This window comes from Kribbella aluminosa (assembly GCF_017876295.1).
In the GTDB taxonomy this organism is placed as follows: Bacteria; Actinomycetota; Actinomycetes; order Propionibacteriales; family Kribbellaceae; genus Kribbella; species Kribbella aluminosa.
Map to the genome: position 1 here is coordinate 3286055 of NZ_JAGINT010000002.1, position 21484 is coordinate 3307538.

The window sequence follows — 21484 nt, forward strand, 5'->3', positions numbered from 1 at the left end:
GCGCACCCCGCGCACCCCCCGCGTGGCACGCAGCGAGCGGTTCTCCACAGCTTTCAAGTCGGGCTTCGAACGGTGCGCCGGACTCGTACCTTCTCTGGCGTGAAGGTCTTCCGCCGTACCCCACCCCCACCCCCGGACGTCCGGGCGCGAGCACTCTCCCGCCTGGCAGTCCGGCCACCCACGCACGCCGACCCTCACACCCCCGACGTACCACCCGAAGACCCCGAGGAGCGTGATGAGGTGCGTGGTGGATGGATCCCGGACCAAATACCCGACCGCCTACGCAACGCCCGCTGGACCCTCACCCCACGCCACATCCTGATCCTGGTGGCGGTCCTCGCCATAGGCCTCACCTGGGCCACCTGGACCTTCGTCCACGCCCGCCCCACCCCGATCCCCGAAACCCACCCAGCCACCACGACCCCCGGCACCCCCGTAACCCAACCCGGCACCGGCCCCACCCAACCGGGCGCGGGAACAAACCAACCCGGCGCCGCCCCAACCCAACCCGGCGCGGTATCCACGCAACTTGGCACAGGCGCCACGCAGACCGGAACCGGGCCGAACCAACCTGGAGCCGGACCGACCCAACCCGGCCCCACCCAGCCTGGCGCGGCATCCATCCAACCCGGTGCCGCTCAAACCCCACCCGATCCCGCCCAGTCACCCGGCACCGCAACCTCGTCCGGCCCGCAGTTGGTCGTGTACGTAGCCGGCAAGGTACGCCGCCCCGGCCTCGTCCACGCCCCACCCGGCTCCCGCGTAGCCGACGTACTCACCCTGGCAGGCGGCCCCCTCCGGGGCGTAGACCTCACCACCCTCAACCTCGCCCGCCCAGTGACCGACGGCGAACAAATCAACGTAGGCCTACCGACCCAACCCTCACCTCCCAACCCATCGACCACCTCCACAACCACGTCTCCAAGAACCGCCCCCGGCACGACCGTCAACCTCAACACCGCCACGATCGACCAACTCGACACCCTGCCCGGCGTGGGCCCCGTCCTCGCCCAGCGAATCCTCGACTACCGAACCCAGAACGGCCCCTTCACCACGATCGACCAACTCCAGGAGGTCCCCGGCGTAGGTCCCAAGAAGTACGACTCCCTCAAGTCCCATGTCGGCATCTGACCCCGCCCCGGCCCCAGAGCGTCTACCGGAGCACGCACACGACGCCGCCCCCGACCTCACCCCCGAGCACCCGGCGGAGCCCCCACGACGCTCCACGTCAACGTCAGCCCCGACCCGAGAGCCGGACCCCGCTCCGGCCCTCAGCCCAGAGCCCTCGGGGGCGGCTGCACGAGGATGCATGTCGACGGCAGCTCCAGCTCGAGAGCCGGATCCCGCTCCAGCCCTCACACCCGTCCTCACTCCGGAGCACCCGGGGGTGGCTCGACCAGGCTCTACCTCGACGGCAGCTCCAGCCCGAGAGCCGGCCCTCACCCCGGCCCTCACCCCGGAGGCTGCGTTGGCGGCTGATGGGTTGGGTGGGGCCGAGGGAGTGGATGTGCGGTTGTTGCTGCCGGCGGGGGCTGGGTGGTTGGTGGCGGCAGTTTTGGTGGGGCGGGGGCCGGTGGTTGGTGGGGTAGTTGGTGGGGTGGCGCTGGTTTTGGCCGCGGTGGTGGGGCTGTTGTTGGTGTGGCGGCGGCGGCTGACTGACAACGGTGAGGTGGAGCCGTGGACGAGGGTCGCGTGGGTGGGAGTGGGGACATCGGTTGTTGTCGGGGGATTGGCGATCGCGGCGGCGCTGCAGGTTGCGACGGTGCGGGCCGGGCCGGTCTACGGGCTTGCGGGTGGTTCCGCGACGGTCAGCGTGCGGGTGCGCATCGACGGGGATCCGATCCTGAAGCAGAGCACCACCTCCAGGCGTCCGCCGTACGTCGTGGTGAAGGCAACTGTCGAGGAGGTACGCAGCCGGGCGAGCGGTCAGTCCTCCACCTCGGTTCGGGTTCGTACGCCGGTGCTCCTGATCGGCACCGCCAAGTGGAAGGACGTCAGGTTCGGCCAGCACGTCGACGCGAGTGGGCGGCTCGAGCGCGTCGACAGCGGTGGTGAGGTTGCCGCGATGCTCTCGACGCGGTCGCCGCCGCGCATCGTCGACGCGCCGCCGTGGTGGTTGCGTTCGGCCGAGCGTGTGCGAGCCGGCCTTCGGCAAGCGGTAGCCCACGAGCCAGACGACGTACGCGGACTCGTACCGGCACTGGTGATGGGGGACGTCTCCGGAGTCTCGGCCGAGTTGAACGCGGACTTCCGGATCACCGGCCTCACGCATCTGTCCGCCGTCTCCGGGACGAACCTGACACTTCTACTGGCGTTCCTGCTCCCGCTGGCGCGGCTCATCGGCGTACGGGCCCGTGGCCTGACGGTCGTCGGCGTGCTGACGGTTGTCGTGTTCGTCGTACTCGCCCGGCCGCAGCCGAGCGTGCTCCGGGCAGCCGCGATGGGCCTGATCGCGCTGGCCGCGATGACCGGCGGAGGAGGGCAGCGCCGTGCGGTGCGCAGTCTCTCGGTCGCGGTGATCGTGCTCTTGCTGCTCGACACCTCGCTCGCGCGGTCCGCCGGGTTCGCGTTGTCGGTGCTCGCGACCGCGGGGATCGTGCTGCTCGGGCCCGGTTGGCGGGATGCGTTGGCGCGTTGGCTTCCCGGCTGGCTGGCCGATGCGATCTCGTGCCCGCTTGCCGCACAACTCGCGTGTACGCCGATCGTCGCGTGGCTGTCGGGACAGGTGTCGCTGGTCGCGGTGGTGGCGAATCTGTTGGCCGGTCCAACGGTTGGTCCGGCGACGATCCTCGGGTTCGTGGCGGCCGGGGTTGCCTTGCTGAGTGCGGGATTGGCGCGGATCGTCGGGTGGGCGGCAGGCTGGCCCGCTCGGTGGATCATCCTCGTCGCGCGCGAGGGAGCCGATCTGCCCGGTGCCGAGAGTGCCTGGCCTGCAACGGTGTTCGGTGTCGCGGTACTGACGCTGCTCTGCCTGGCGCTCGTCTTTGGTATGCACCGCATCCTGGAGCGGCCGATCGCGATGATCCTGGCGACGGTGGTGCTGGCAGTCGTCGTACTGCGGCCGATCGGTACGTTCGGGTGGCCGCCGCGGGACTGGCTCTTCGCTGTCTGTGATGTCGGACAAGGGGACGGGTTGGTGCTGCGGGCGGGCGACGGTACGGCGGTGGTCGTCGATACCGGGCCGGATCCGGCGGCGATGGATCGGTGTCTGAAGGATCTTGGCGTTCGGCACATCCCGGTGGTTGTGCTCAGCCACTTTCATGCCGATCACGTCGGCGGGCTTGCCGGGGTGTTGAGCGGCCGGCAGGTCGACGAGATCGAGGTGACGCCGTACTTCTCGCCGCGGGCGGAGTACGACCGGGTGATGGAGCTCGCCGGGCACTCTGGGGCGGAGGTACGGACGGTCGCGTTTCACGAGCGGCGGGTTGTCGGGCAGGTGAGCTGGACGACGTTGTGGCCGGCGAAGGTGCCGGCGCTTCCGCAGGCGGGTACGTCGTCGGCCACGTCAACGGACGAAGGATCTCCGGAGAACAATGCGAGCATCGCGATGATGGTCGAGGTGGGTGGTCTGCGGATCCTGCTCACCGGGGATCTGGAGCCTGAGTCGCAGCGGGCCGTGCTGGCGAGCGGGGCCGAGCTGCGGGCGGATGTGCTGAAGGTTCCGCACCATGGTTCGGCGCGGCAGGATCCGGCGTTCATCGCTGCCGTGAACGCCCGTCTGGCGGTCATCTCCGCGGGCCGCGACAACGACTACGGCCACCCGGCGCCGAGGACGCTGGACCTCCTGTCACACAACACCACTCGCACAGCCACCACCAACGTCAGCGGCTCGCTGATCATCACCAACCCGAACAACCGCCTCTCCCTTGCGACCCGCTCAAGTGAGGCGGTGGGTTAGAAGGTGGTTGACGAGGTGGGAAGGGTGTTGGTGATCTGGTCGCCCAGGGACCAGGCGGCTACTCGGGAAGCGATGTGGGCGGGGACGAGGGCCGAGACGCCGGGGACGGCCGGGACGTCGTACGTGGCGTGGGCGTCGTGGGGGAGGGTTACCTGGTAGCCGCGGGAGATGGCGGTTTGGGCAGTGGCGCGGACGCACATTTCGGACATGACGCCGCAGATGGCGAGCGAGCGTACGCCGGCTGACACCAGGACCTCACCGAGGGGCGTGGCGTCGAAGCCGTCGTCGCGCGGCTTGCGGATGACGTGTTCGCGGGGGCCGGGGTTGACCGGAAGATACAGCTCCCAGCCGGGGGTGCCAGGTTCGTCGTCGGCTCCGGGCGGGCCGTCGTTCTGGAGGTGTACGACGACTGCGCCGGCTTTCCGTGCGCGGTCGAGGAGATCGCGGACCCGGTCCAGGAGTTGGGTGGCGCCTGGTACCGCGTCGGGGCCGGACACGAAGGCGGTCTGCATGTCCACGACGATCAGCGCATCGCAGGCGCCGGAAGCCGGCGCGTCGGTAGCGGAGGTCATGGGCCTCATCCTGGCGGGTTCGGGCGTGGGTGCGCACCCGGATTGTCCGGGCGTCGTGGGATGCTGGCACCGTGGCTGCTCGTAAAGGTTCTGCGCCGAAGCTCGGTGATGTCCTGCTGGTGACCGGCGCCGAGTCGTTCCTGGCGGATCGGGCGGTGCGGTCGGCCATCGCGGCGGTGTCCAAGAACAGTGCGGCCGTGTCCAGGAACAGCTCCGAGGTCGAGGTGACGGACGTCGACGCGTCGATGCTGGACGTCGGGGTGTTCGCGGAGCTCACCGGGCCGTCGCTGTTCGCGAGCGAGCGGGTGCTGGTGCTGCGGGCGCTCGAGAACCTGCCGAGCGAGATGGCGGCGCATCTGATCGAGTACGCCGGGGCACCGGTGGACGACGTGCTCGTGGTGCTCGTGCATTCGGGTGGGCAGAAGGGCAAGGGCGTTCTCGACAAGTTGCGGAAGGCATCGGTCAACGAGGTCGTCGCGACGGCGCCGAAGGCGTGGGAGTTGCCGCAGTTCGTCGCGGGGGAGATCCGGTTGCTGGGCGGGTCGGTCGACGAGGGGGCGGCGTCGGCGCTGGTCGACGCGGTCGGGCACGATCTGCGGGCGCTGGCCGGGGCGTGTGCGCAGTTGGTGTCGGACTCGGGCGGGCAGGCGGTCACGGCCGAGCTGATCGGGCAGTACTTCGGGGGGCGCGCGGAGGTGACGAGCTTCGCGGTCGCGGATGCGACGATCGCCGGGCGGACGGAGCCGGCGCTGGAGCAGTTGCGGTGGGCGCTGGACTGCGGGGTTGCGCCAGTGCTGGTGACGAGTGCGATGGCCGGCGGGTTGCGCGGGCTCGCGAAGTACGCGAGCGCGTCGGGCGGGATGCGGGACGCGGATCTGGCGCGCGAGGTCGGCGTACCGCCGTGGAAGCTGAAGCAGCTCAAGCAGCAGTCGCGAGGCTGGACGCCGGGCGGGCTGGCCGCCGCGATCAAGGCCGTCGCCCAGGCCGACGCCGACGTCAAAGGCGCCTCCGGCGACGCCGGCTACGCCCTCGAACGCATGGTCCTGACCATCACCCGAGCCCACGGCCGCCGCTAGCCACCTCGGCGAGGGTGGTTCTGGGTACGCAAAAACGATCGGCCGGTCGCGGGGACGGGCCGATCGTTCGGGGTCGCGTCAGGGACGCGACCGGGGTGTCAGATAGACGCGGCCTTCTTGAAGATGGCCGACTTGCGGTTGGCGGCCTGGTTGGCGTGGATCACGCCCTTGCTGACGGCCTTGTCCAGCAGCCGACCGGCCTTGCGAGCGGTGTCGTTGGCCTTCTCGGCCTCGCCGGCCTCGACGGCCTCGTGGAAGCGCCGGACAGCCGTCTTGAGGGTCGACTTCACGGACTTGTTGCGAAGTCGCGCAGCCTCGTTCTGGCGGTTGCGCTTGATCTGGGACTTGATGTTCGCCACGGAGCAGAGCCTCGATCAGGTGTGTGCGGTCATTACGGAAGGTGTCGCGGCGCACGACTGAACAACCACCCGTGGGCGCGCGAAGAGCCAGATTACCAACAAGCGGCGCCCACCTCCAAACTCAGCCGGCCTCGGCGGCGGACTTCAGCCGCGTCAGCGTGGTGTGGATGCCTTCGGCGTTGCGCGGGGTGCGGTTGCCGAAGACCGGTCGGAACAGCACCTTCAAGGCAGCCGGGCGGTGGTCGGTCCAGGACTCGGTGACCGTGCAGCCGTCGGCGGTGACCACGAACTCGTAGTCCCAGCGCGAGATCGGGACCGGGCCGAAGGTGATGTCGAAGGTGAACCGGCGGCCCGGGTCCGCGGTCACCACCGTGCCGAAGGTGAACCATCGGACGAAGCCGACCCGGTTGTGCCCGACGAACCGCGAACCCGCCGCCGGACCGATCCGGGACGAGGCGCCCCCGGACGACGAGCCGGACGGCGACGACCAGGTCACGCGGGTGCACTCCGGGCTCCACTCGCCCATCCGCGGTAGATCGCTGACCAATCGATACAGTGTGTCAGCGGTCGACTGCACTGCGATGGACTCGGTCAGATCGGGCATCGGGTTTTCCCTTCCATCGGCGGTCGCCGGCTGTGCTGAGCGTGACACTGCCGGCGACCGACGGCATACTCGGGGCCTCGCGAGCCCCATCGCTCCCCATCGCTCCGCCAAGCCCTGGAGGAACTCCGTGACCCGCAAACGACCGGCGATCCTGGTCGCCACCGCACTGATCGCCGCCGCGGCAGGCGTCCCCGTGCTGGTGAACGCCGCCAGCGCCAGCCAGCCGGCCGCACAGCCGTCCGCACCGGCCGCACAGTCGTCCGACCCGGAGGTGAAGCGTTCCGAGACCGGTTCGTACATCGTCCAGCTCGACGACTCGCCCGTCGCGGAGTACGACGGTGACATCGCCGGCCTCGCCGCCACCAAGGTGCTGCCCGGCGCGAAGCTGCTGAAGACCGCGGCGCCCGTCGTCGATTACGTGAAGCACCTCGCGAACGAGCGCAGCGACGTACTCAAGGCCGTCCCGCAGGTCAGGAAGCTCTACGACTACAACTATACGTACGCCGGTTTCTCGGCCGAGATGTCGTACGACGACGCCGTGAAGCTGGCGAAGTCGTCGGGTGTGAAGAGCGTCGAGCCGAGCGAGATCGAGCACGCCGACACCGTCGACACCCCGCGCTTCCTCGGGCTGTCCGGGAAGGGCGGCGCCTGGCAGCAGGCGGGCGGCGTCGACAAGGCCGGCGACGGGGTGATCATCGGCATGATCGACTCCGGGTACGTCCCGGAGCGCCCGAGCTTCGCGCCGATGAAGACCACCAAGCAGTCCGACGCGATCGTCGCGAAGAAGTGGAAGGGCACCTGCCAGGCCGGCGAGGAGGCACCCGTCACCTGCAACAACAAGGTGATCGGTGCGCGGTACTTCGACAAGGGCATCGGCAACCGCCCGATCCCGGCGGAGTTCAAGTCGCCGCGCGACTACGGCGGCCACGGCACGCACACCGCGAGTACGGCGGCCGGCAACAACGGCGTCGACATGACCGTCATGGGCCGCGACTACGGCAAGGGCTCCGGTATGGCGCCGCACGCCCGGCTGGCGATCTACAAGGCGTTGTGGGCGGTCGACGCGTCCGGCGGCGGCAGCGGTACGGACGCCGACATCGTGGCCGCGATCGACGCCGCGGTGTCGGACGGCGTCGACGTCATCAACTACTCGATCTCCGGCAGCGGGTCGACGTACGTGAACGCCACCGGGCTCGCGTTCCTGCGGGCCGCCAAGGCGGGGGTCTTCGTGGCGAGCAGCGCCGGGAACACCGGTCCGGGCGACGCGACCGTCGGCAAGACGTACCCCTGGGTCATGTCCGTTGCCAACGGCACCCATGACCGCGACATCCAGACCACGGTGACGCTCGGGAACGGCAAGGCCTACACCGGTGCGGGCATCGGTTCCGGTACGCCGCAGGCGCCGGTGGTGCTGGCGAAGGACGCCGGCCTGGCCGGTGCCGATCCGGCGAACCTCACCCTCTGCCAGGCCGGCACGCTCGACCCGGCCAAGGTGACGGGCAAGATCGTGGTCTGCGACCGCGGTGTGAACGCCCGGGCCGACAAGAGCCTGCAGGTGAAGAACGCCGGCGGTATCGGCATGATCCTGCTGAACATCACCCCCGGCACGCTGGACGCCGACCTGCACGCGGTCCCGACCGTCCACCTGGACGACACCAAGGCGGCCGAGGTCAAGGCGTACGTCAGCGGTACCGCGAACCCGACCGCGACGATCGGCGCCGGTACGCCGGTCCGCGTCAACGCCCCGATGGTCGCGAGCTCGTCGAGCCGCGGTCCGTCCCCGGCCGGCAACGGCGACCTGCTGAAGCCGGACATCATGGCACCGGGCACGAACGTGCTGGCCGCGACCACCGCGTTCAGCGCGGCCGGCGGCGAGTACGCGTTCATGAGCGGTACGTCGATGGCCACGCCGCACATCGCCGGGATCGCGGCGGTCCTGAAGAGCGCGCACCCGACCTGGTCGCCGATGGCGATCAAGTCCGCGATGATGACGACCGCGACCGACAAGGACACCAGCGGCAAGCCGATCAAGAACGACTCCGGCTCGGCGGCCAACCCGTTCGGGTACGGCGCCGGCGAGGTGCAGCCGAAGTACGGCATGGATCCGGGCCTGGTGTACGACTCGACGTACACGGACTGGACGAAGTTCATCTGCGGTTCCGGTCAGGTGCCGAGCACACACGAGCTGTGTGCGAACGGCAAGATCGACCTGAGCGACCTCAACTACCCGACGATCGCGATCGGCGACCTGGCGGGCAAACAGACAGTGACCCGGACGGTCACGAACGTCGGCAGGACGCCCGAGGTGTACTTCCCGAAGGTCGAGGGTGCGAAGGGGCTCAAGGTGACGGTGTCGCCGAAGCTGCTGGTCACGTTCCCGGGCCGCAGTGCGACGTACACCGCCACCATCGAGAACAACGGCGCCCCGCTCGAGCAGTACTCGTTCGGCAAGCTGGTCTGGAAGTCGGCGAAGCACTCCGTCGCCAGCACGCTCGCGATCAAGCCGCTCACGGTGAAGGCACCGGTCCAGGTCAACGGCACCGGGACTGCGGGCTCCGTTGACGTCCCGATCACCGCCGGGTACGCCGGGACGCTCAACACGACGGCCCTGGGGCTTAACCCGGCGACGGTCGCCGAGGCCACACTGAAGAACCCGGGAGGCGTGGCGTTCCCGACCACCGCGCCGAAGGTGAACGACCACGTCGCGAAGTTCACGGCTGACGTCCCGGTGGGTACGACGTACGCGAGGTTCTCCACGTTCGACGCCGACTACCCAGCAGGCACCGACCTGGACGTGTTCGTCTACAAGGCCGGTACGACGACCCTGCTCGGAAGCAGCACCGGTGGCTCCGCCGAGGAAGAGGTGAACCTGTCGCAGCCCGCGGGCGGTCCGGTGGACGTGTACGTCGACCTGTACGCCGGAGCCAACGAGCAGCAGGTCAAGCTCAACCACTGGGAGCTACAGAAGAGCACAGGCAACCTGACTGCCACCCCTGCCACCCAGCAGGTGCAGGTAGCCGGCCAGGCCACCGTGACCGCGAACTGGTCCGGCCTCACCGCCGGCACCCGCTACCTCGGCCAACTGCACTTCTCCGACGGCGCAGACGGCTCCGGCTCCACCGTGGTACGCGTAGACAGCTGAACAACCCAGAGGGCGGCCCGGCAGGCGGCCGGGCCGCCCTTGTCTGTCACGGCTCCTGCAGCGTGACCTCCGTGGCGTTCTGCTGAATGACAGCGCACTCACCGCTGCGTACGTCACACCGGTACATCGCAGGAGGCTTGTGCTGGTTGCGCGGTGGTGTGCTGAGGAGGATCAGCCGGTTCGCGTCCTCGAACTGCGGCGGCGGGAAGTCGGTCATCTCGTCCGCCGCGGGCAGTTGGAGCTTGGTGATCTTCCCCGACCGTACGTCGACGACGAGCTTCGCGTGGCTGTTCACGATGTTCCGGCCGTCGGGCGACATCACCGAGTACACCGACTCCGGGCCGGCGTCGCAGTACTGACGCAGGATCTTGAGCGCACCGTCGCGCAGTACGCCTGCCTTGAGACAGCGGTCGCTGCCCTGCCTTGTGGTCAGGGCGATGGTGTCGGTGTCCGCCGGAGCGCTCAGCCCACCCTCGAAGCCGGGGGCGTCGAGGTGTTCGGGCCGGCCGGACCCCGGCTGCGGCCACACCATGAGCTCGTTCGTCGTCACTCCCTCGTTGGCCATCCAGAGGCCGCTCCGGTTCCAGCCGAGCAGGGTCGGCTGGTGCGACAGCGGAGTGCGCGACACGGCCTTGCCCGTCTTGATGTCGACGATGACTATCTCGCCCCGAGTGCCGGTCAGGTAGTGCATCACGGCAACCTGCTTGCGGTCGGGGGACAGCGTGTTTCCATCCGATCGCTCCGGACCGATGGCGCGGAAGGTTCCGTCCGGGTTCAGCACGGCGGCCTGGAACTGCCTCGGTCTGGGCGTACTCATCGCCAGCCAGCCGCCGCCGTCGAGCCGTCCGAACAGGAAGGCGTCGAGGCCCTTCGGCATCCGCACCCGCTGGCCGCCGTCGTGCAGCGTCGTGCCGTCGGTGTACGGGATCGTCGGGGGACCGGTGGGCACCGGTTCGGCCGGCTGCGGCGTATCCCCGGACAGCCGGGTCAGGAAGGTCACGCTGACCGCCAGCACCACGGCGATCGCAGCCGCGGCCGCGAGAACCGGCCAGTGCCGGCGGCGGGCGAGTGGCTCGAAGCCGGGGCCTTGGGCGGTGTCGGGGACGGTGGTGGCCTGGGCCTGGAGGTAGTCGCGGAGGCGGGTCTCGGTGTCGGTCATCGCAGTTCCTTCAGGCGTTCGGTGAGGATGGCGAGACCGCGCGACGAGGTGCCGCGGGCGGAGGACTCGCCGATCCCGAGGATCTGGGCGATCTCGGCGAAGGGGAGATCGAGGTAGTACCGGAGCACGAGGACCTCTCGCGTACGTCGCGGCAGCGCCTGGAGCGCCCGCTGCACCTGTGACCGCTCCTCGCTCAGTACCGCGGCACTCTCGGCGGACGCGTTCGGCGCCTGGCGGGGCGGGATGTACAACCGCGCGACCTTGCGCCTTCGCAGGACGGACCGGCTGCGGTTCAATACCGACGTACGGAGGTAGGCAAGCGTCGCGTCCGGGCCACGCAACGGCCAGCGTCGGTAGAGCTCCGCAAAGGCCTCCTGTACGACGTCCTCCGCCGCCTGCCGTTCGTCGACCATCAGCACCGCCAGCCGGACCAGCCCGGCCCAGTGCCGCTGGTAGAGCGCCGAGACGGCGGCCCGCGCGTCCTCCTGCGCGGGCGCTGCCACCGGGCGCCTGATACTCACCATTGGGTTCGTCACACCGCTACAGACGTGTGCGGCTCAGAAACGCTGCATCCGGTCCCGTACCCAGTCCAGGTGCGCCAGGGCGTGCTCCCGCTGCCATGCCCGCATCGTAGGGATACCCGGTGGCGCAGGTTGCGCGGAACCCCACCACAGGCCGCCCGCGACGGCCGCTATGAACCCTGTGATCGCCTCGTCGTCCGGGAGCTCCGGCAGCGTCACCGAGCCGCGCATCTCCGCGTAGAGGATCACCGTGTCCGTCCAGCGCGGTGCCAGCCCCGGGTGCGCCCAGTCGATGAACACCACCCGGTCGTCGGTCAGGATGATGTTGTCGGCCCGCAGGTCGTAGTGCGCCAGCGCCTTGCCCTCCGCCAGCGCGCTGACCCCGGTGCGGGCCAGCTCCGCGAACTGCTCGGGGACAACCCACGGCGGTACGGCGATACCGTCCGCCAGCACGTCCTCCCAGCGGCTCAGGAAGTCATGGCTGCGTACGGCGACGACAGGAGCCTCCGGCCACGGCGACGGGTCCAGTACGTCGGTCAGCTCCGCCAGGGCGTCCAGCACCCGGTCCGCGTCGTACTGCTCCCACGGGTGCGCCGGGAGCCGCCCCTCGATGTCCTCGAAGAGCATCCCGACCCAGTCGCCGTCGTCGTACACCTCGTACAGCTCCGGCGCCATCGGGAGCCGGCCGATCTCCTGCATCGCGGTGATCTCCAGCCGGAACAGCGAGGGCGTCTTCGGGTTCAGCGACGTACCGACGGCCTTCAGGAACGCCCGGCGGCCGGAGGCGGTCACCAGGCGTGCCGCCGTACCGGGGGAGAAGCCGCCCCGCTGGGTCGTGGCCGACACCACGGCGGAGCCGAGCGTGCGCTCCACCCACCCGCGGACACCCGACGGCAGATCGGAATAGGGCAACCGGACCCCAGCAGCGTGCGCCATGCGTCACCACGCTATCGGGCGGCCGCCAGCGATTTTCGAATCTGCTGGACCCGCATGGGATGATTGACCGGATACACCACCCGAGACCAGAACTGGACCCCTCCGTGCCCGTTGGCCCCACGAAAGTGCCGCAGCCGGGTCGTACCGACCCGTTGCTGATCCGGAACTTCTGCATCATCGCTCACATCGACCACGGCAAGTCGACGCTGGCCGATCGGATGCTGCAGATCACCGGAGTGGTCGACGACCGCTCGATGCGGGCGCAGTACCTCGACCGGATGGACATCGAGCGCGAGCGCGGCATCACGATCAAGTCGCAGGCGGTCCGGCTGCCGTTCGCGCCCGGCCCGGACACCCCGGGCGGCCTGCTGGCCCCGGACGGTACGACGTACATCCTGAACATGATCGACACACCGGGCCATGTGGACTTCACCTACGAGGTGTCCCGGTCGCTGGAGGCGTGCGAGGGCGCCGTGCTGCTGGTGGACGCCGCGCAGGGGATCGAGGCCCAGACGCTGGCCAACCTGTACCTCGCGCTCAACGCGGACCTGCAGATCATCCCGGTGCTGAACAAGATCGACCTGCCGAGCGCGCAGCCGGAGAAGTACGCCGCCGAGCTCGCGCACATCATCGGCTGCGACCCGTCGGACGTGCTGAAGGTGTCGGCCAAGACCGGTGAGGGCGTCGAGGACCTGCTGAGCGAGATCGTCGCCCAGGTCGATCCGCCGAAGGGCGTCAAGGACGCGCCGCCGCGGGCGCTGATCTTCGACTCGGTCTACGACACCTACCGCGGTGTGGTCACCTACGTCCGGGTCGTCGACGGCGAGCTGACGCACCGGGACCGGATCAAGATGATGTCCACCGGCGCGGTGCACGAGATGCTCGAGGTCGGGGTGATCTCGCCGGAGCCGATGAAGACGCCGAGTATCGGTGTGGGTGAGGTCGGTTACCTGATCACCGGCGTGAAGGACGTCCGCCAGTCCCGGGTCGGTGACACCGTCACCGCCGCCGTGCACGGCGCGACCCAGGCGTTGGGCGGGTACAAGCACCCGCAGCCGATGGTGTACTCCGGGCTGTTCCCGATCGACGGCGACGACTACCCGACGCTGCGGGACGCGCTGGAGCGGCTGCAACTGAACGACGCGGCCCTGCAGTACGAGCCGGAGACCTCGGGCGCGCTCGGGTTCGGGTTCCGCTGCGGGTTCCTCGGGCTGCTGCACATGGAGATCGTCCGGGAGCGGCTCGAGCGGGAGTTCGACCTGGACCTGATCTCGACCGCGCCGAACGTGGTGTACCGGGTCGAGATGGAGGACGGCAAGGAGCACGTCGTCACCAACCCGAGCGAGTTCCCGGAGGGCAAGATCGCCGAGATCTACGAGCCGGTGGTGAAGGCGACGATCCTCAGCCCGAAGGACTACATCGGCGTCATCATGGAGCTCTGCCAGACCAAGCGGGGCACCCTGGGCGGGATGGACTACCTGTCCGAGGACCGGGTCGAGCTGCGCTACACGCTGCCGCTGGCCGAGATCGTGTTCGACTTCTTCGACCAGCTGAAGTCCAAGACCAAGGGCTACGCGTCGCTCGACTACGAGCCGACCGGTGAGCAGGCCGCCCAGCTGGTCAAGGTGGACATCCTGTTGCAGGGCGAGACGGTCGACGCGTTCTCGGCGATCGTGCACCGCGACAACGCGTACTCGTACGGCGTCGCGCTGGCCGGCAAGCTGAAGGAACTGATCCCCAGGCAGCAGTTCGAGGTGCCGATCCAGGCGGCGATCGGGTCCCGGATCATCGCCCGCGAGTCGATTCGCGCGATGCGCAAGGACGTTCTCGCCAAGTGCTACGGCGGTGACATCACCCGGAAGCGCAAGCTGCTCGAGAAGCAGAAGGAAGGCAAGAAGCGGATGAAGATGGTCGGCCGCGTCGAGGTCCCCCAAGAGGCCTTCATCGCCGCCCTCCGCACCTCCGAAGGCTCGGAGAAGGCAGGCAAGAAGTAGGTGCAGGTCGAGATCCCCGAGGGTCTGCGGGTTGTCGCGTCTCGGGGGCAGGACTGGGCTGATTGGCTGGATCGGCTTCCGCGGTTGGTGCGTGAGCTGGTCGACGAGTGGAGCCTGCAGGTCGACGGTACGGCGGCGTACGGCAACTGTGCGCTCGTCGTACCGGTGCTCACCCGCGACGGCAACCGCGCCGTACTGAAGGTCCAGTTCCCGCACTGGGAAGCGGAGACCGAGCACCTCGCGTTGCGCGACTGGACCGGCAACGGCACCGTCCAGCTGTTGCGCGCCGACCCGCGCCGGTTCGCGCTCCTGCTGGAACGGCTGCAGCCGCGCGATCTGACCACGATCGACGCCCTGGACGCCTGCGAGATCGTTGGCGGCACCTACAAGCGGCTGCATATCCCGGCAGGCCCGCAGTACCGGACGCTGTCGGCGGAGCTGACCCGCTGGGTCGAGCGGCTCCGGAAGCTGCCGGCCTCCGCTCCGGTGCCGCACCGGTACGTCGAGCAGGCGATCTCGCTGGCGTCCGGCTTCATCGCGGACCCGGACACCGACGGGCGCCTGATCCACACGGACCTGCACTACGAGAACATGCTCGCCGCCGACCGCGAACCGTGGCTGGTGATCGACCCGAAGCCGCTGTCCGGCGACCCGCACTTCGAGGTCGCCCCGCTGATCTGGAACCGCTGGGACGAGGTCGCGGCCGCCCCCGACCTGCGGTTCGCGTACGCCAGCGGTTCTGGACGACGATCGACGCGGCCGGTTTCGACGAGGACCGCGCCCGCGACTGGGTGATCGTCCGGCAGATGCTGAACGTCCTGTGGACCCTCGAGTCGACCGACACCGACGAGTCGCTGCCGCAGGACTGGCTGACCCGGAACATCGCGATCGTCAAGGCCATCCAGTCCTGACTCACTCAGTGTCCCGTAAGACGGGTCGGGTGAGTGGTTGTAGTTAGTAGTTACTACCTACTAACTTGGACGCATGACGTCGACACGGATGAGTGGCCGGGAACGGCGCGAGCAGGTCCTGGCGATCGCGGAGGAGGAGTTCGCCGGTGCCGGGCTGTACGGCGCCTCGACCGAGACGATCGCGCGCCGGGCGGGGATCACCCAGGCGTACGTGTTCCGGATGTTCGGGACGAAGAAGCTGCTGTTCCTGGAATGCGTGGACGCCGCGTTCGAGCGGATGCGGCTCGCGATGATCGCGGCGGCCGGCGGGACGCACGGGATCGAGGCGCTCACGGCGATGGGGCAGGAGTACAACGACATGCTCGCCGACCGTACGACGCTGCTCCTCCAGCTCCAGGGCACCGCCGCCGCGGCCGCCGGCGACGGCGAGGTCCGCGACGCCGTCCGCGCGAGCTTCGCCCGCCTGTGGCAGTCCGTCGCCGACACCGCCCAACTCGACCCGGTCACCGTCAAGGCCTTCCTGGCGTTCGGCATGCTCCTCAACACCAACGCCGCCCTGGACCTCCCTCAAGTCGACGAACCGTGGTCCCACCAGGCCAGAACCCGCATCAAACCAGGCCTCTTCACCCACATCACCACCGAGACGAACCGGTGACCACGTTGAGTACCAAGCCTTCGCCTGGGTTGTTGGTGGGGTTTCTGGTTTCTGTTGGGTTGGTCGGGGCGGTGATCGGGAGTCTCGGGGCGCCGTTGATCACGGCGGTTGCCGAGACCTATGGCGTTTCGCTGGCTGCCTCGCAGTGGACGTTGACGATTGCGTTGCTGGCGGGCGCGGTGGCGACGCCGGTGTTCGGGCGGTTGGGGGCCGGGCCGCGGCGGCGGCGGGTGGTGCTGTGGATGCTCGGGGCGGAGGTGATCGGCAGCTTGCTGACCGTAGTGCCGGTGCCGTTCGCGTTCCTGCTGGTCGGCCGGGCACTGCAGGGTTCCGGGCTCGGGCTCGTGGTGCTGATGATGGCGGTGGCGCGGGATCACCTGGACGAGCACCGGGCCACACGGACTATCGCGCTGCTGTCCGTCACCACGACCGCGGGCATCGGCATCGGCTACCCGTTGTGCGGTCTGTTGACCGACCTGGCCGGCGTGCGAACGGCGTACGGGCTCGGCCTGCTCATCACCGCGGCAGCCTTCGGTGCGGCGCTCCTGCTACTCCCAGAGGCACCCGACCGCCCGCCGGCCCGCCTGGACGTCCGCGGCGCGATCCTCCTCGCGATCGCCCTCCCCGCCCTCCTCCTGGTGATCGGCGAGACCAGCCTCTGGAGCGACAACCCCGCCCTCGCCGTCGCCGTCCTGCTGGCCGCGATCCTGCTGCTCATCGGCTGGACCTTCCTCGAACTGCGTACCGAGCACCCGCTCGTCGACATCAAGCTGCTCAGGCATCCCGCGGTCGCCGCCGCCAACCTGGTGATGCTCACCGGCGGGGTCGGCATGTACCTGCTCTTCAGCCTGATCACCCGCTACGTCCAGACCCCCGCGGCAGTCGGCTACGGCTTCGGGCTGAACACCTTCCAAGCGGGTCTCGTCCTGGTCCCGTTCTCGGTCCTCGGCTTCGTCGCCGGCCGGCTCGTTCCGCAGTGGCGCGACCGCCTGGGCGCCCGCCTGTTGCTGGCGGCAAGTACTGCGTTCGTCCTCGCCGCGTTCGTACTGTTCGCAGTCGCCCGCTCACATCTCGTCGAACCGGTCGTTGCCATCGGAATCCTCGGCTTCGGCGTCGGCGCGTTCTCGGCCGCCATGCCCACGGTCATCCTCGCGGTGACGCCGCAGGCCGAGACCGCCAGCGCGATGAGCGTGAACGCCGTCGTCCGCAGCGTCGGCTTCTCCACCGGCAGCGCGCTCGGAGGGCTGATCCTCGCCGCGCACACCACCCGCGTCTTCCCGCACGCGTCGGGGTACGGCGCCGCCGCCTGGATCGGGGTCGCGGTGACAGCTGCGACGCTGCTGATCATCGCCGTACTGCCACTCAGGCCCCGCTAAACCAGTGGAAACGCCCGCGGCGCCGGGGGAGGATTGGGGGTATGCGGGTGCTGACGGTCAACGTGGTGGAGGAGCTGATCCCGGGCCCGAAGGAGACAGGCTTCACCGCGATCGACAAGCGGCCATAGCCCGGCCGGGTCCGTGTCGGTGAGCTCGGGCTGGCGGGCGACCGGGTCTGCGACACCAAGAACCACGGCGGCCCGGACCTCGCGCTCTACGCGTACGCCGACGAGGACGCGAACTGGTGGGCCGACCAACTCGGCCGGGAGATCCAGACCGGGCTGTTCGGCGAGAACCTCCGGACTGCCGGGATCGACGTGAACGGCGCGCTGCTCGGCGAGGTCTGGCGGATCGGTCCCGAGGTCGAGGTGATGGTGCGCGCGCCGCGGATCCCGTGCATCACGTTCCAGCACCGGATGCAGATCCCGCGCTGGGTCAAGCGCTTCCACCAGGCCGGACGCCCCGGCGCGTACCTGAAGGTGCTCCGCACCGGCTCGATCGGCGCCGGCGACCCGATCGAGGTCATCGGCCGGCCGGACCACGAGGTCACGGTCGCGCACATGTTCGGCGACCAGGACCCGGTGAAGCTGCGGCGGATGCTCGACTCGGGCGTCGATCTGATGGGCGAGATCCGCGCGAACGCGCAACGCATCGCGGCCCGCGCATAGTCTGGCGCTTATTGCGACACGGTCGCAGATAACTGATGATGGTCCGGTGCGGAAACTACTGCCGGCTCCGGGCCCGCTACGCCCATTGGCACTGGCCACTCTGCTGAGTCGGGTCGGCAACGGCCTGCTGATGACGATCAGCGTGCTGTACTTCACCCGCATCATCGGCCTGTCCGTAGCTCAGGTCGGGCTCGGGCTCACCGTCGCCGGACTGTTCGGTCTGCTGGCGAGCATCCCGTTCGGCCACCTCGCCGACCGCCGCGGACCGCGCACGCTGTTCGTCGTGCTCAGCCTGCTGCTGGCACTGCTGGCGCTGCTCTATCTCGTCATCGGCACCTTCTGGCAGTTCCTCGCGGTCGCGTCCGCGGTGACGGTGCTCGACCGCGGCTCCAACGCGGTCCGCTTCGCGCTCATCGCCGGTGTCACCCAGGGCTCCGAACGTGTCCAGGCCCGCGCGTACCTGCGCTCGATGACGAACATCGGCGTCACCGCCGGCGCGGGCCTCGGCGCCGTGGCCCTCTCGTTCGGTACGGCGGCGTCGTACCGGTTGATGTTCGGCCTGTACGTCGTCCTCGGCGTGATCTCGGCCCTCGTCGTTCTCGCCGTACCGCGGGTCGCGCCGCGGCCCCGAACCGACGGGCCGGTGTGGATCGCGCTCCGCGACCGTGGGTACCTGGCGGTGTCCGCGCTCAACGCCGCGATCTCGATCCACTTCTCGGTGGTCGACGTCGCGATCCCGTTGTGGGTCGTCGACCACACGGACGCGCCGCACTGGGCGGCCGCCGTACCGCTGATCGTGAACGCGGCCGGCGTCGCAGTTCTGCAGGTCCGCGCGTCCCGGGGCATCGTCGACACGGCGGGTGCCGCCCGAGCGACCCGGACCGCCGGGTTGTTGCTCCTGGCCTCGATGGTGCTGTTCGCCGCCGCGTCAGCAGGAGACGTCATCGTGGCCGTGGTGGTCCTGGCCGTCGCCTCGCTGGTACAGACGGCAGGCGAGCTGCTGCAGTCGTCCGGATCGTTCCTGCTCGGCTTCGAGCTGGCCGCGGATCATGCGCAGGGCCAGTACCAGGGCGTCTGGAACACGAGTACGTCGGTCAGTTCGATGCTCGCGCCGTCGATCATGGCGCTGCTCCCACTCGGCCTCGGCGTGCCCGGGTGGATCATCCTCGGCGTCTGGTTCGCGGTCGTGGGGGTGCTGTTCGTCCCGGTGGTTCGCTGGGCAGCGGCGCGTCAGCTGGTGGGTTCGCGGTAGCCGAGGGCGGCGGAGATCTTGCGGGCGGCCTCGAGTGCGGCGGGGGCCATCAGGGCGACCTGGGCGATCGACTGCTCCAGCGAGAGCGTGGAGATGCTGACCGCGGCGATCGCGGCGCCGGTGTGGTCGTGGATGACCGCGGCGACGCAACGGATACCGGGCTCGTTCTCCTCGTCGTCGAGCGCGTAACCGCGGGCACGGGTCTGCGTCAGGTCGGCCTTCAGTGCGGCGGCGGTCGTGTGCGTGAGCGGCGTACGGGCGGGCAGCCCGGTCCGGGTGATGTGGACGTCGAGCGCCTCGTCGTCCTTCTCGGCGAGCAGCGCCTTTCCGATGCCGGTGCAGTGCAGCCAGATCGCCTTGCCGACGCGGGACGGCATCCGGTACGGCTTCGGCCCGTCGAGCCGGGCGACGTAGATCGCCTCGTCGCCGTTCAGCAGTCCGACATGTACCGTGCAGCGGGTCTGCGCGACCAGGTCCGCGAGCACCGGGCGGGCCACGGTCGCCAGGTCGACGTTCGTCAGCGCGTGCCCGGCGAGCCGCAGCGCCTTCGGGCCCGGGTGGTACGACCCGTCGTCGGCCTGGGCGACGAACTCGTGCTCGACCAGCGACGCCATGATCCGATGCACGGTCGACTTGGCCAGACCGGTCGCGTTCACCACGTCGGTGAACCGCGAGTGCTCCAGTACGGCGTCCAGCACCATCAGCGTCTTGTCGATGGCCGAGGGCGAACTCATGTCGGACATCCTGCCACCCCTCTCTCGCCGGGTTATCTGGAGAGCCAGCCGCCGTCGACAGCGAGCACGTGGCCGTTCACATAGTCGGCCGCGGCCGAGGCGAGGAAGACCGCGGCCCCGACGACGTCCTCCGGCCGCCCCCAGTGACCGGCCGGGATGCGCTCCCGGATCGCGGCCTCGCGGTCCGGGTCCGCACGCAGCTCGGCGGTGTTGTCGGTACTGATGTATCCGGGTGCGATCGCGTTCACCTGGACCCCGGCCGGTCCCCACTCGTTGGCCAGCGCCCGGGTGAGTCCCGCCACTGCGTGCTTGGCGGCAGTGTAGGCCGGGACCCGGATCCCGCCCTGGAAGCTGAGCAGCGACGCGATCGTGACGATCTTGCCGGTCTGCCGTCGCGCCATCGCGGCCCCGATCGGCCGGGTCACCGCCCAGGTGGAGTTCAGGTTCACGTCGATCACGTGCTGCCAGTCCGCGGTCGCGGTCACGGCGGCGGGCGCCCGCCGGATCGTGCCGGCGTTGTTGACCAGAATGTCGACCTTCCTGTTGTCGACAATCTCGGTCGCCACCTGTTCGACCGCGGCCGGGTCGGCGAAGTCCGCGATCACCACGGACGCGTCGCCACCGCCGTTCCGCTTGATCGCCTCGAGGGTGTCCTCGAGCGCCGCGTCCCGGGCCATCAGGATCAGCTCGGCGCCGGCAGCGGCGTACCCGGCGGCGATCGCGGCCCCGATCCCGCGCCGGGCCCCGGTGACCAGCGCCGTCCGTCCTTCGAGGCTGAACGACGTCACCGCAGCTCCCGTACGTCGACACCGTCCATGTCGCCGAACGCCTGGTTCTCGCCGGCCATCGCCCAGACGAAGCTGTACGACGACGTGCCGCAGCCGGAGTGGATCGACCAGCTGGGGGAGATGATCGCCTGCCGGTCCGCGACCAGCACGTGCCGGGTCTCGCCGGGCTCGCCGAGCAGGTGGACGATCCGCTCGGTCTCCGGCAGGCCGAAGTACAGGTAGCACTCGGTGCGCCGGTCGTGGGTGTGCGCGGGCATCGTGTTCCAGGTGCTGCCCGCGTGCAGGGTGGTCACGCCGAGCACGATCTGGCAGCTCCGCACGCCGTCCGCGTGGATGAACTGGTCGATCGTCCGCCGGTTCGCGGTCTGCTGGTCGCCGGCCTCGATCCGGTTGCCCTCGCCGGGGTTGATCCGCGCGACCGGGTACGTCGTGTGCGCGGGCGCCGAGAACACGTAGTACGCCGCGTCGGGTCCTTCGAACACGACCTCGCGGACGCCGCGTCCGACGTACAGGCAGGCACCGGTGGCCAGCTCGTACTTCGTGCCGTCCGCGGTGACCGTGCCGGGTCCGCCGACGTTGACGATGCCGGCCTCGCGGCGTTCGAGGAAGTACTCGCTGCGCAGCTCGGGGTACGTGCCGAGAGTCAGCGGACCGTCGGTGGGCCGGGCGCCGGCGAGCACGATCCGGTCGTGGTGGGTGAGCACCGCGGTGACGGTGCCGGGGACGAAGAGGTCGTCCACCAGGTAGTGGCGGCGCAGCGCGGCCGTGTCGAAGCCGGGCAGCTGCTCGGGATGGGTGGCGTGCCTGATCTGCAGAGTCACGGAACAAGGTTCTACTCA

At 69.6% G+C, this 21484-nt stretch carries 19 protein-coding genes; 10 read left to right on the forward strand and 9 right to left on the reverse strand.

The window, feature by feature from the left end; all coding sequences use genetic code 11:
* Nucleotides 1-99: 99 nt before the first annotated feature.
* Nucleotides 100-1131, forward strand: a complete 1032-nt coding sequence (locus JOF29_RS45755; RefSeq protein ID WP_307863877.1) for a ComEA family DNA-binding protein — start codon at nucleotides 100-102, stop codon at nucleotides 1129-1131.
* A 466-nt stretch (nucleotides 1132-1597) separates the two neighbouring features.
* Nucleotides 1598-3898 (forward strand): ComEC/Rec2 family competence protein, encoded by a 2301-nt coding sequence (locus JOF29_RS36940; protein ID WP_307863878.1) that lies wholly within the window; start codon nucleotides 1598-1600, stop codon nucleotides 3896-3898.
* Here JOF29_RS36940 and JOF29_RS36945 read toward each other — a convergent pair.
* The gene (locus JOF29_RS36945; RefSeq protein ID WP_209698977.1) at nucleotides 3895-4470 is read right to left on the reverse strand and encodes a cysteine hydrolase family protein; all 576 of its coding nucleotides are present in this window, start codon (nucleotides 4468-4470) and stop codon (nucleotides 3895-3897) included. The genes JOF29_RS36940 and JOF29_RS36945 overlap by 4 nt on opposite strands.
* A 71-nt stretch (nucleotides 4471-4541) precedes the next feature.
* On the opposite strand from JOF29_RS36945, the gene holA reads away from it, so the two are divergent.
* Nucleotides 4542-5546: a DNA polymerase III subunit delta gene (gene holA, locus JOF29_RS36950; protein WP_209698978.1), complete on the forward strand. Its 1005-nt coding sequence runs from the start codon at nucleotides 4542-4544 to the stop codon at nucleotides 5544-5546.
* Between the two features lie 98 nt (nucleotides 5547-5644).
* Here the strand turns inward: holA and rpsT are convergent, their stop codons facing one another.
* Nucleotides 5645-5905, reverse strand: a complete 261-nt coding sequence (rpsT, locus tag JOF29_RS36955) for a 30S ribosomal protein S20 (protein ID WP_209698979.1) — start codon at nucleotides 5903-5905, stop codon at nucleotides 5645-5647.
* Between the two features lie 121 nt (nucleotides 5906-6026).
* A complete protein-coding gene (locus tag JOF29_RS36960; protein WP_209698980.1) occupies nucleotides 6027-6509 on the reverse strand; it encodes an SRPBCC family protein in 483 nt (160 codons plus the stop codon).
* 127 nt (nucleotides 6510-6636) lie between these two features.
* Between JOF29_RS36960 and JOF29_RS36965 the strand changes: the two genes are divergently transcribed.
* Nucleotides 6637-9651 (forward strand): S8 family serine peptidase, encoded by a 3015-nt coding sequence (locus JOF29_RS36965; protein ID WP_307863879.1) that lies wholly within the window; start codon nucleotides 6637-6639, stop codon nucleotides 9649-9651.
* Between the two features lie 46 nt (nucleotides 9652-9697).
* Here the strand turns inward: JOF29_RS36965 and JOF29_RS36970 are convergent, their stop codons facing one another.
* The 3 genes from JOF29_RS36970 to JOF29_RS36980 are packed head-to-tail and all read right to left on the reverse strand — an operon-like array spanning nucleotide 9698 to nucleotide 12267.
* Nucleotides 9698-10810 carry a hypothetical protein gene (locus JOF29_RS36970; protein WP_209698982.1) on the reverse strand — a complete coding sequence of 371 codons (1113 nt, stop codon included), beginning with the start codon at nucleotides 10808-10810 and terminating at the stop codon, nucleotides 9698-9700.
* Complete coding sequence (locus JOF29_RS36975; protein WP_307863880.1) at nucleotides 10807-11313, reverse strand: SigE family RNA polymerase sigma factor; 507 nt, start codon at nucleotides 11311-11313, stop codon at nucleotides 10807-10809. Before JOF29_RS36975 ends, JOF29_RS36970 begins: the two co-directional genes overlap by 4 nt.
* 54 nt (nucleotides 11314-11367) lie before the next feature.
* Entirely contained in the window at nucleotides 11368-12267 is a 900-nt protein-coding gene (locus tag JOF29_RS36980; protein WP_209698984.1) for a protein kinase family protein, read from the reverse strand.
* Nucleotides 12268-12371: 104 nt separating this feature from the next.
* Between JOF29_RS36980 and lepA the strand changes: the two genes are divergently transcribed.
* From lepA to JOF29_RS37010, 6 genes are all read left to right on the forward strand, one after another.
* Complete coding sequence (gene lepA, locus JOF29_RS36985; RefSeq protein ID WP_209698985.1) at nucleotides 12372-14261, forward strand: translation elongation factor 4; 1890 nt, start codon at nucleotides 12372-12374, stop codon at nucleotides 14259-14261.
* Nucleotides 14262-15056, forward strand: coding sequence for an aminoglycoside phosphotransferase family protein (locus tag JOF29_RS36990; RefSeq protein ID WP_307863881.1), 795 nt, complete (start codon nucleotides 14262-14264; stop codon nucleotides 15054-15056).
* 189 nt (nucleotides 15057-15245) lie between these two features.
* Nucleotides 15246-15827, forward strand: a complete 582-nt coding sequence (locus JOF29_RS36995; RefSeq protein ID WP_209698986.1) for a TetR/AcrR family transcriptional regulator — start codon at nucleotides 15246-15248, stop codon at nucleotides 15825-15827.
* 71 nt (nucleotides 15828-15898) lie between these two features.
* Entirely contained in the window at nucleotides 15899-17203 is a 1305-nt protein-coding gene (locus JOF29_RS37000; protein ID WP_209698987.1) for an MFS transporter, read from the forward strand.
* 158 nt (nucleotides 17204-17361) lie between these two features.
* The gene (locus tag JOF29_RS37005; protein WP_245360990.1) at nucleotides 17362-17871 is read left to right on the forward strand and encodes an MOSC domain-containing protein; all 510 of its coding nucleotides are present in this window, start codon (nucleotides 17362-17364) and stop codon (nucleotides 17869-17871) included.
* A gap of 46 nt (nucleotides 17872-17917) precedes the next feature.
* On the forward strand, nucleotides 17918-19123 hold the full coding sequence (locus tag JOF29_RS37010) for an MFS transporter (RefSeq protein ID WP_209698988.1): 1206 nt from the start codon (nucleotides 17918-17920) through the stop codon (nucleotides 19121-19123).
* Here JOF29_RS37010 and JOF29_RS37015 read toward each other — a convergent pair.
* From JOF29_RS37015 to kduI, 3 genes are read right to left on the reverse strand one after another with little or no spacing between them, the layout of a single operon-like run.
* Nucleotides 19102-19857, reverse strand: coding sequence for an IclR family transcriptional regulator (locus JOF29_RS37015; RefSeq protein ID WP_209698989.1), 756 nt, complete (start codon nucleotides 19855-19857; stop codon nucleotides 19102-19104). The genes JOF29_RS37010 and JOF29_RS37015 overlap by 22 nt on opposite strands.
* 32 nt (nucleotides 19858-19889) lie before the next feature.
* A complete protein-coding gene (locus tag JOF29_RS37020; protein ID WP_209698990.1) occupies nucleotides 19890-20645 on the reverse strand; it encodes an SDR family oxidoreductase in 756 nt (251 codons plus the stop codon).
* The gene (gene kduI, locus JOF29_RS37025; protein WP_307863882.1) at nucleotides 20642-21466 is read right to left on the reverse strand and encodes a 5-dehydro-4-deoxy-D-glucuronate isomerase; all 825 of its coding nucleotides are present in this window, start codon (nucleotides 21464-21466) and stop codon (nucleotides 20642-20644) included. Before kduI ends, JOF29_RS37020 begins: the two co-directional genes overlap by 4 nt.
* Nucleotides 21467-21484: the final 18 nt, after the last annotated feature.

Excerpts from the sequence above, each read along its gene's own strand:
- JOF29_RS36945 (WP_209698977.1), bottom strand. The coding sequence starts at position 4,470 with ATGACCTCCGCTACCGACGCGCCGGCTTCCGGCGCCTGCGATGCGCTG.
- JOF29_RS36960 (WP_209698980.1), bottom strand. The coding sequence starts at position 6,509 with ATGCCCGATCTGACCGAGTCCATCGCAGTGCAGTCGACCGCTGACACA.
- JOF29_RS36970 (WP_209698982.1), bottom strand. The coding sequence starts at position 10,810 with ATGACCGACACCGAGACCCGCCTCCGCGACTACCTCCAGGCCCAGGCC.
- JOF29_RS36980 (WP_209698984.1), bottom strand. The coding sequence starts at position 12,267 with ATGGCGCACGCTGCTGGGGTCCGGTTGCCCTATTCCGATCTGCCGTCG.
- JOF29_RS36995 (WP_209698986.1), top strand. The coding sequence starts at position 15,246 with ATGACGTCGACACGGATGAGTGGCCGGGAACGGCGCGAGCAGGTCCTG.
- JOF29_RS37015 (WP_209698989.1), bottom strand. The coding sequence starts at position 19,857 with ATGAGTTCGCCCTCGGCCATCGACAAGACGCTGATGGTGCTGGACGCC.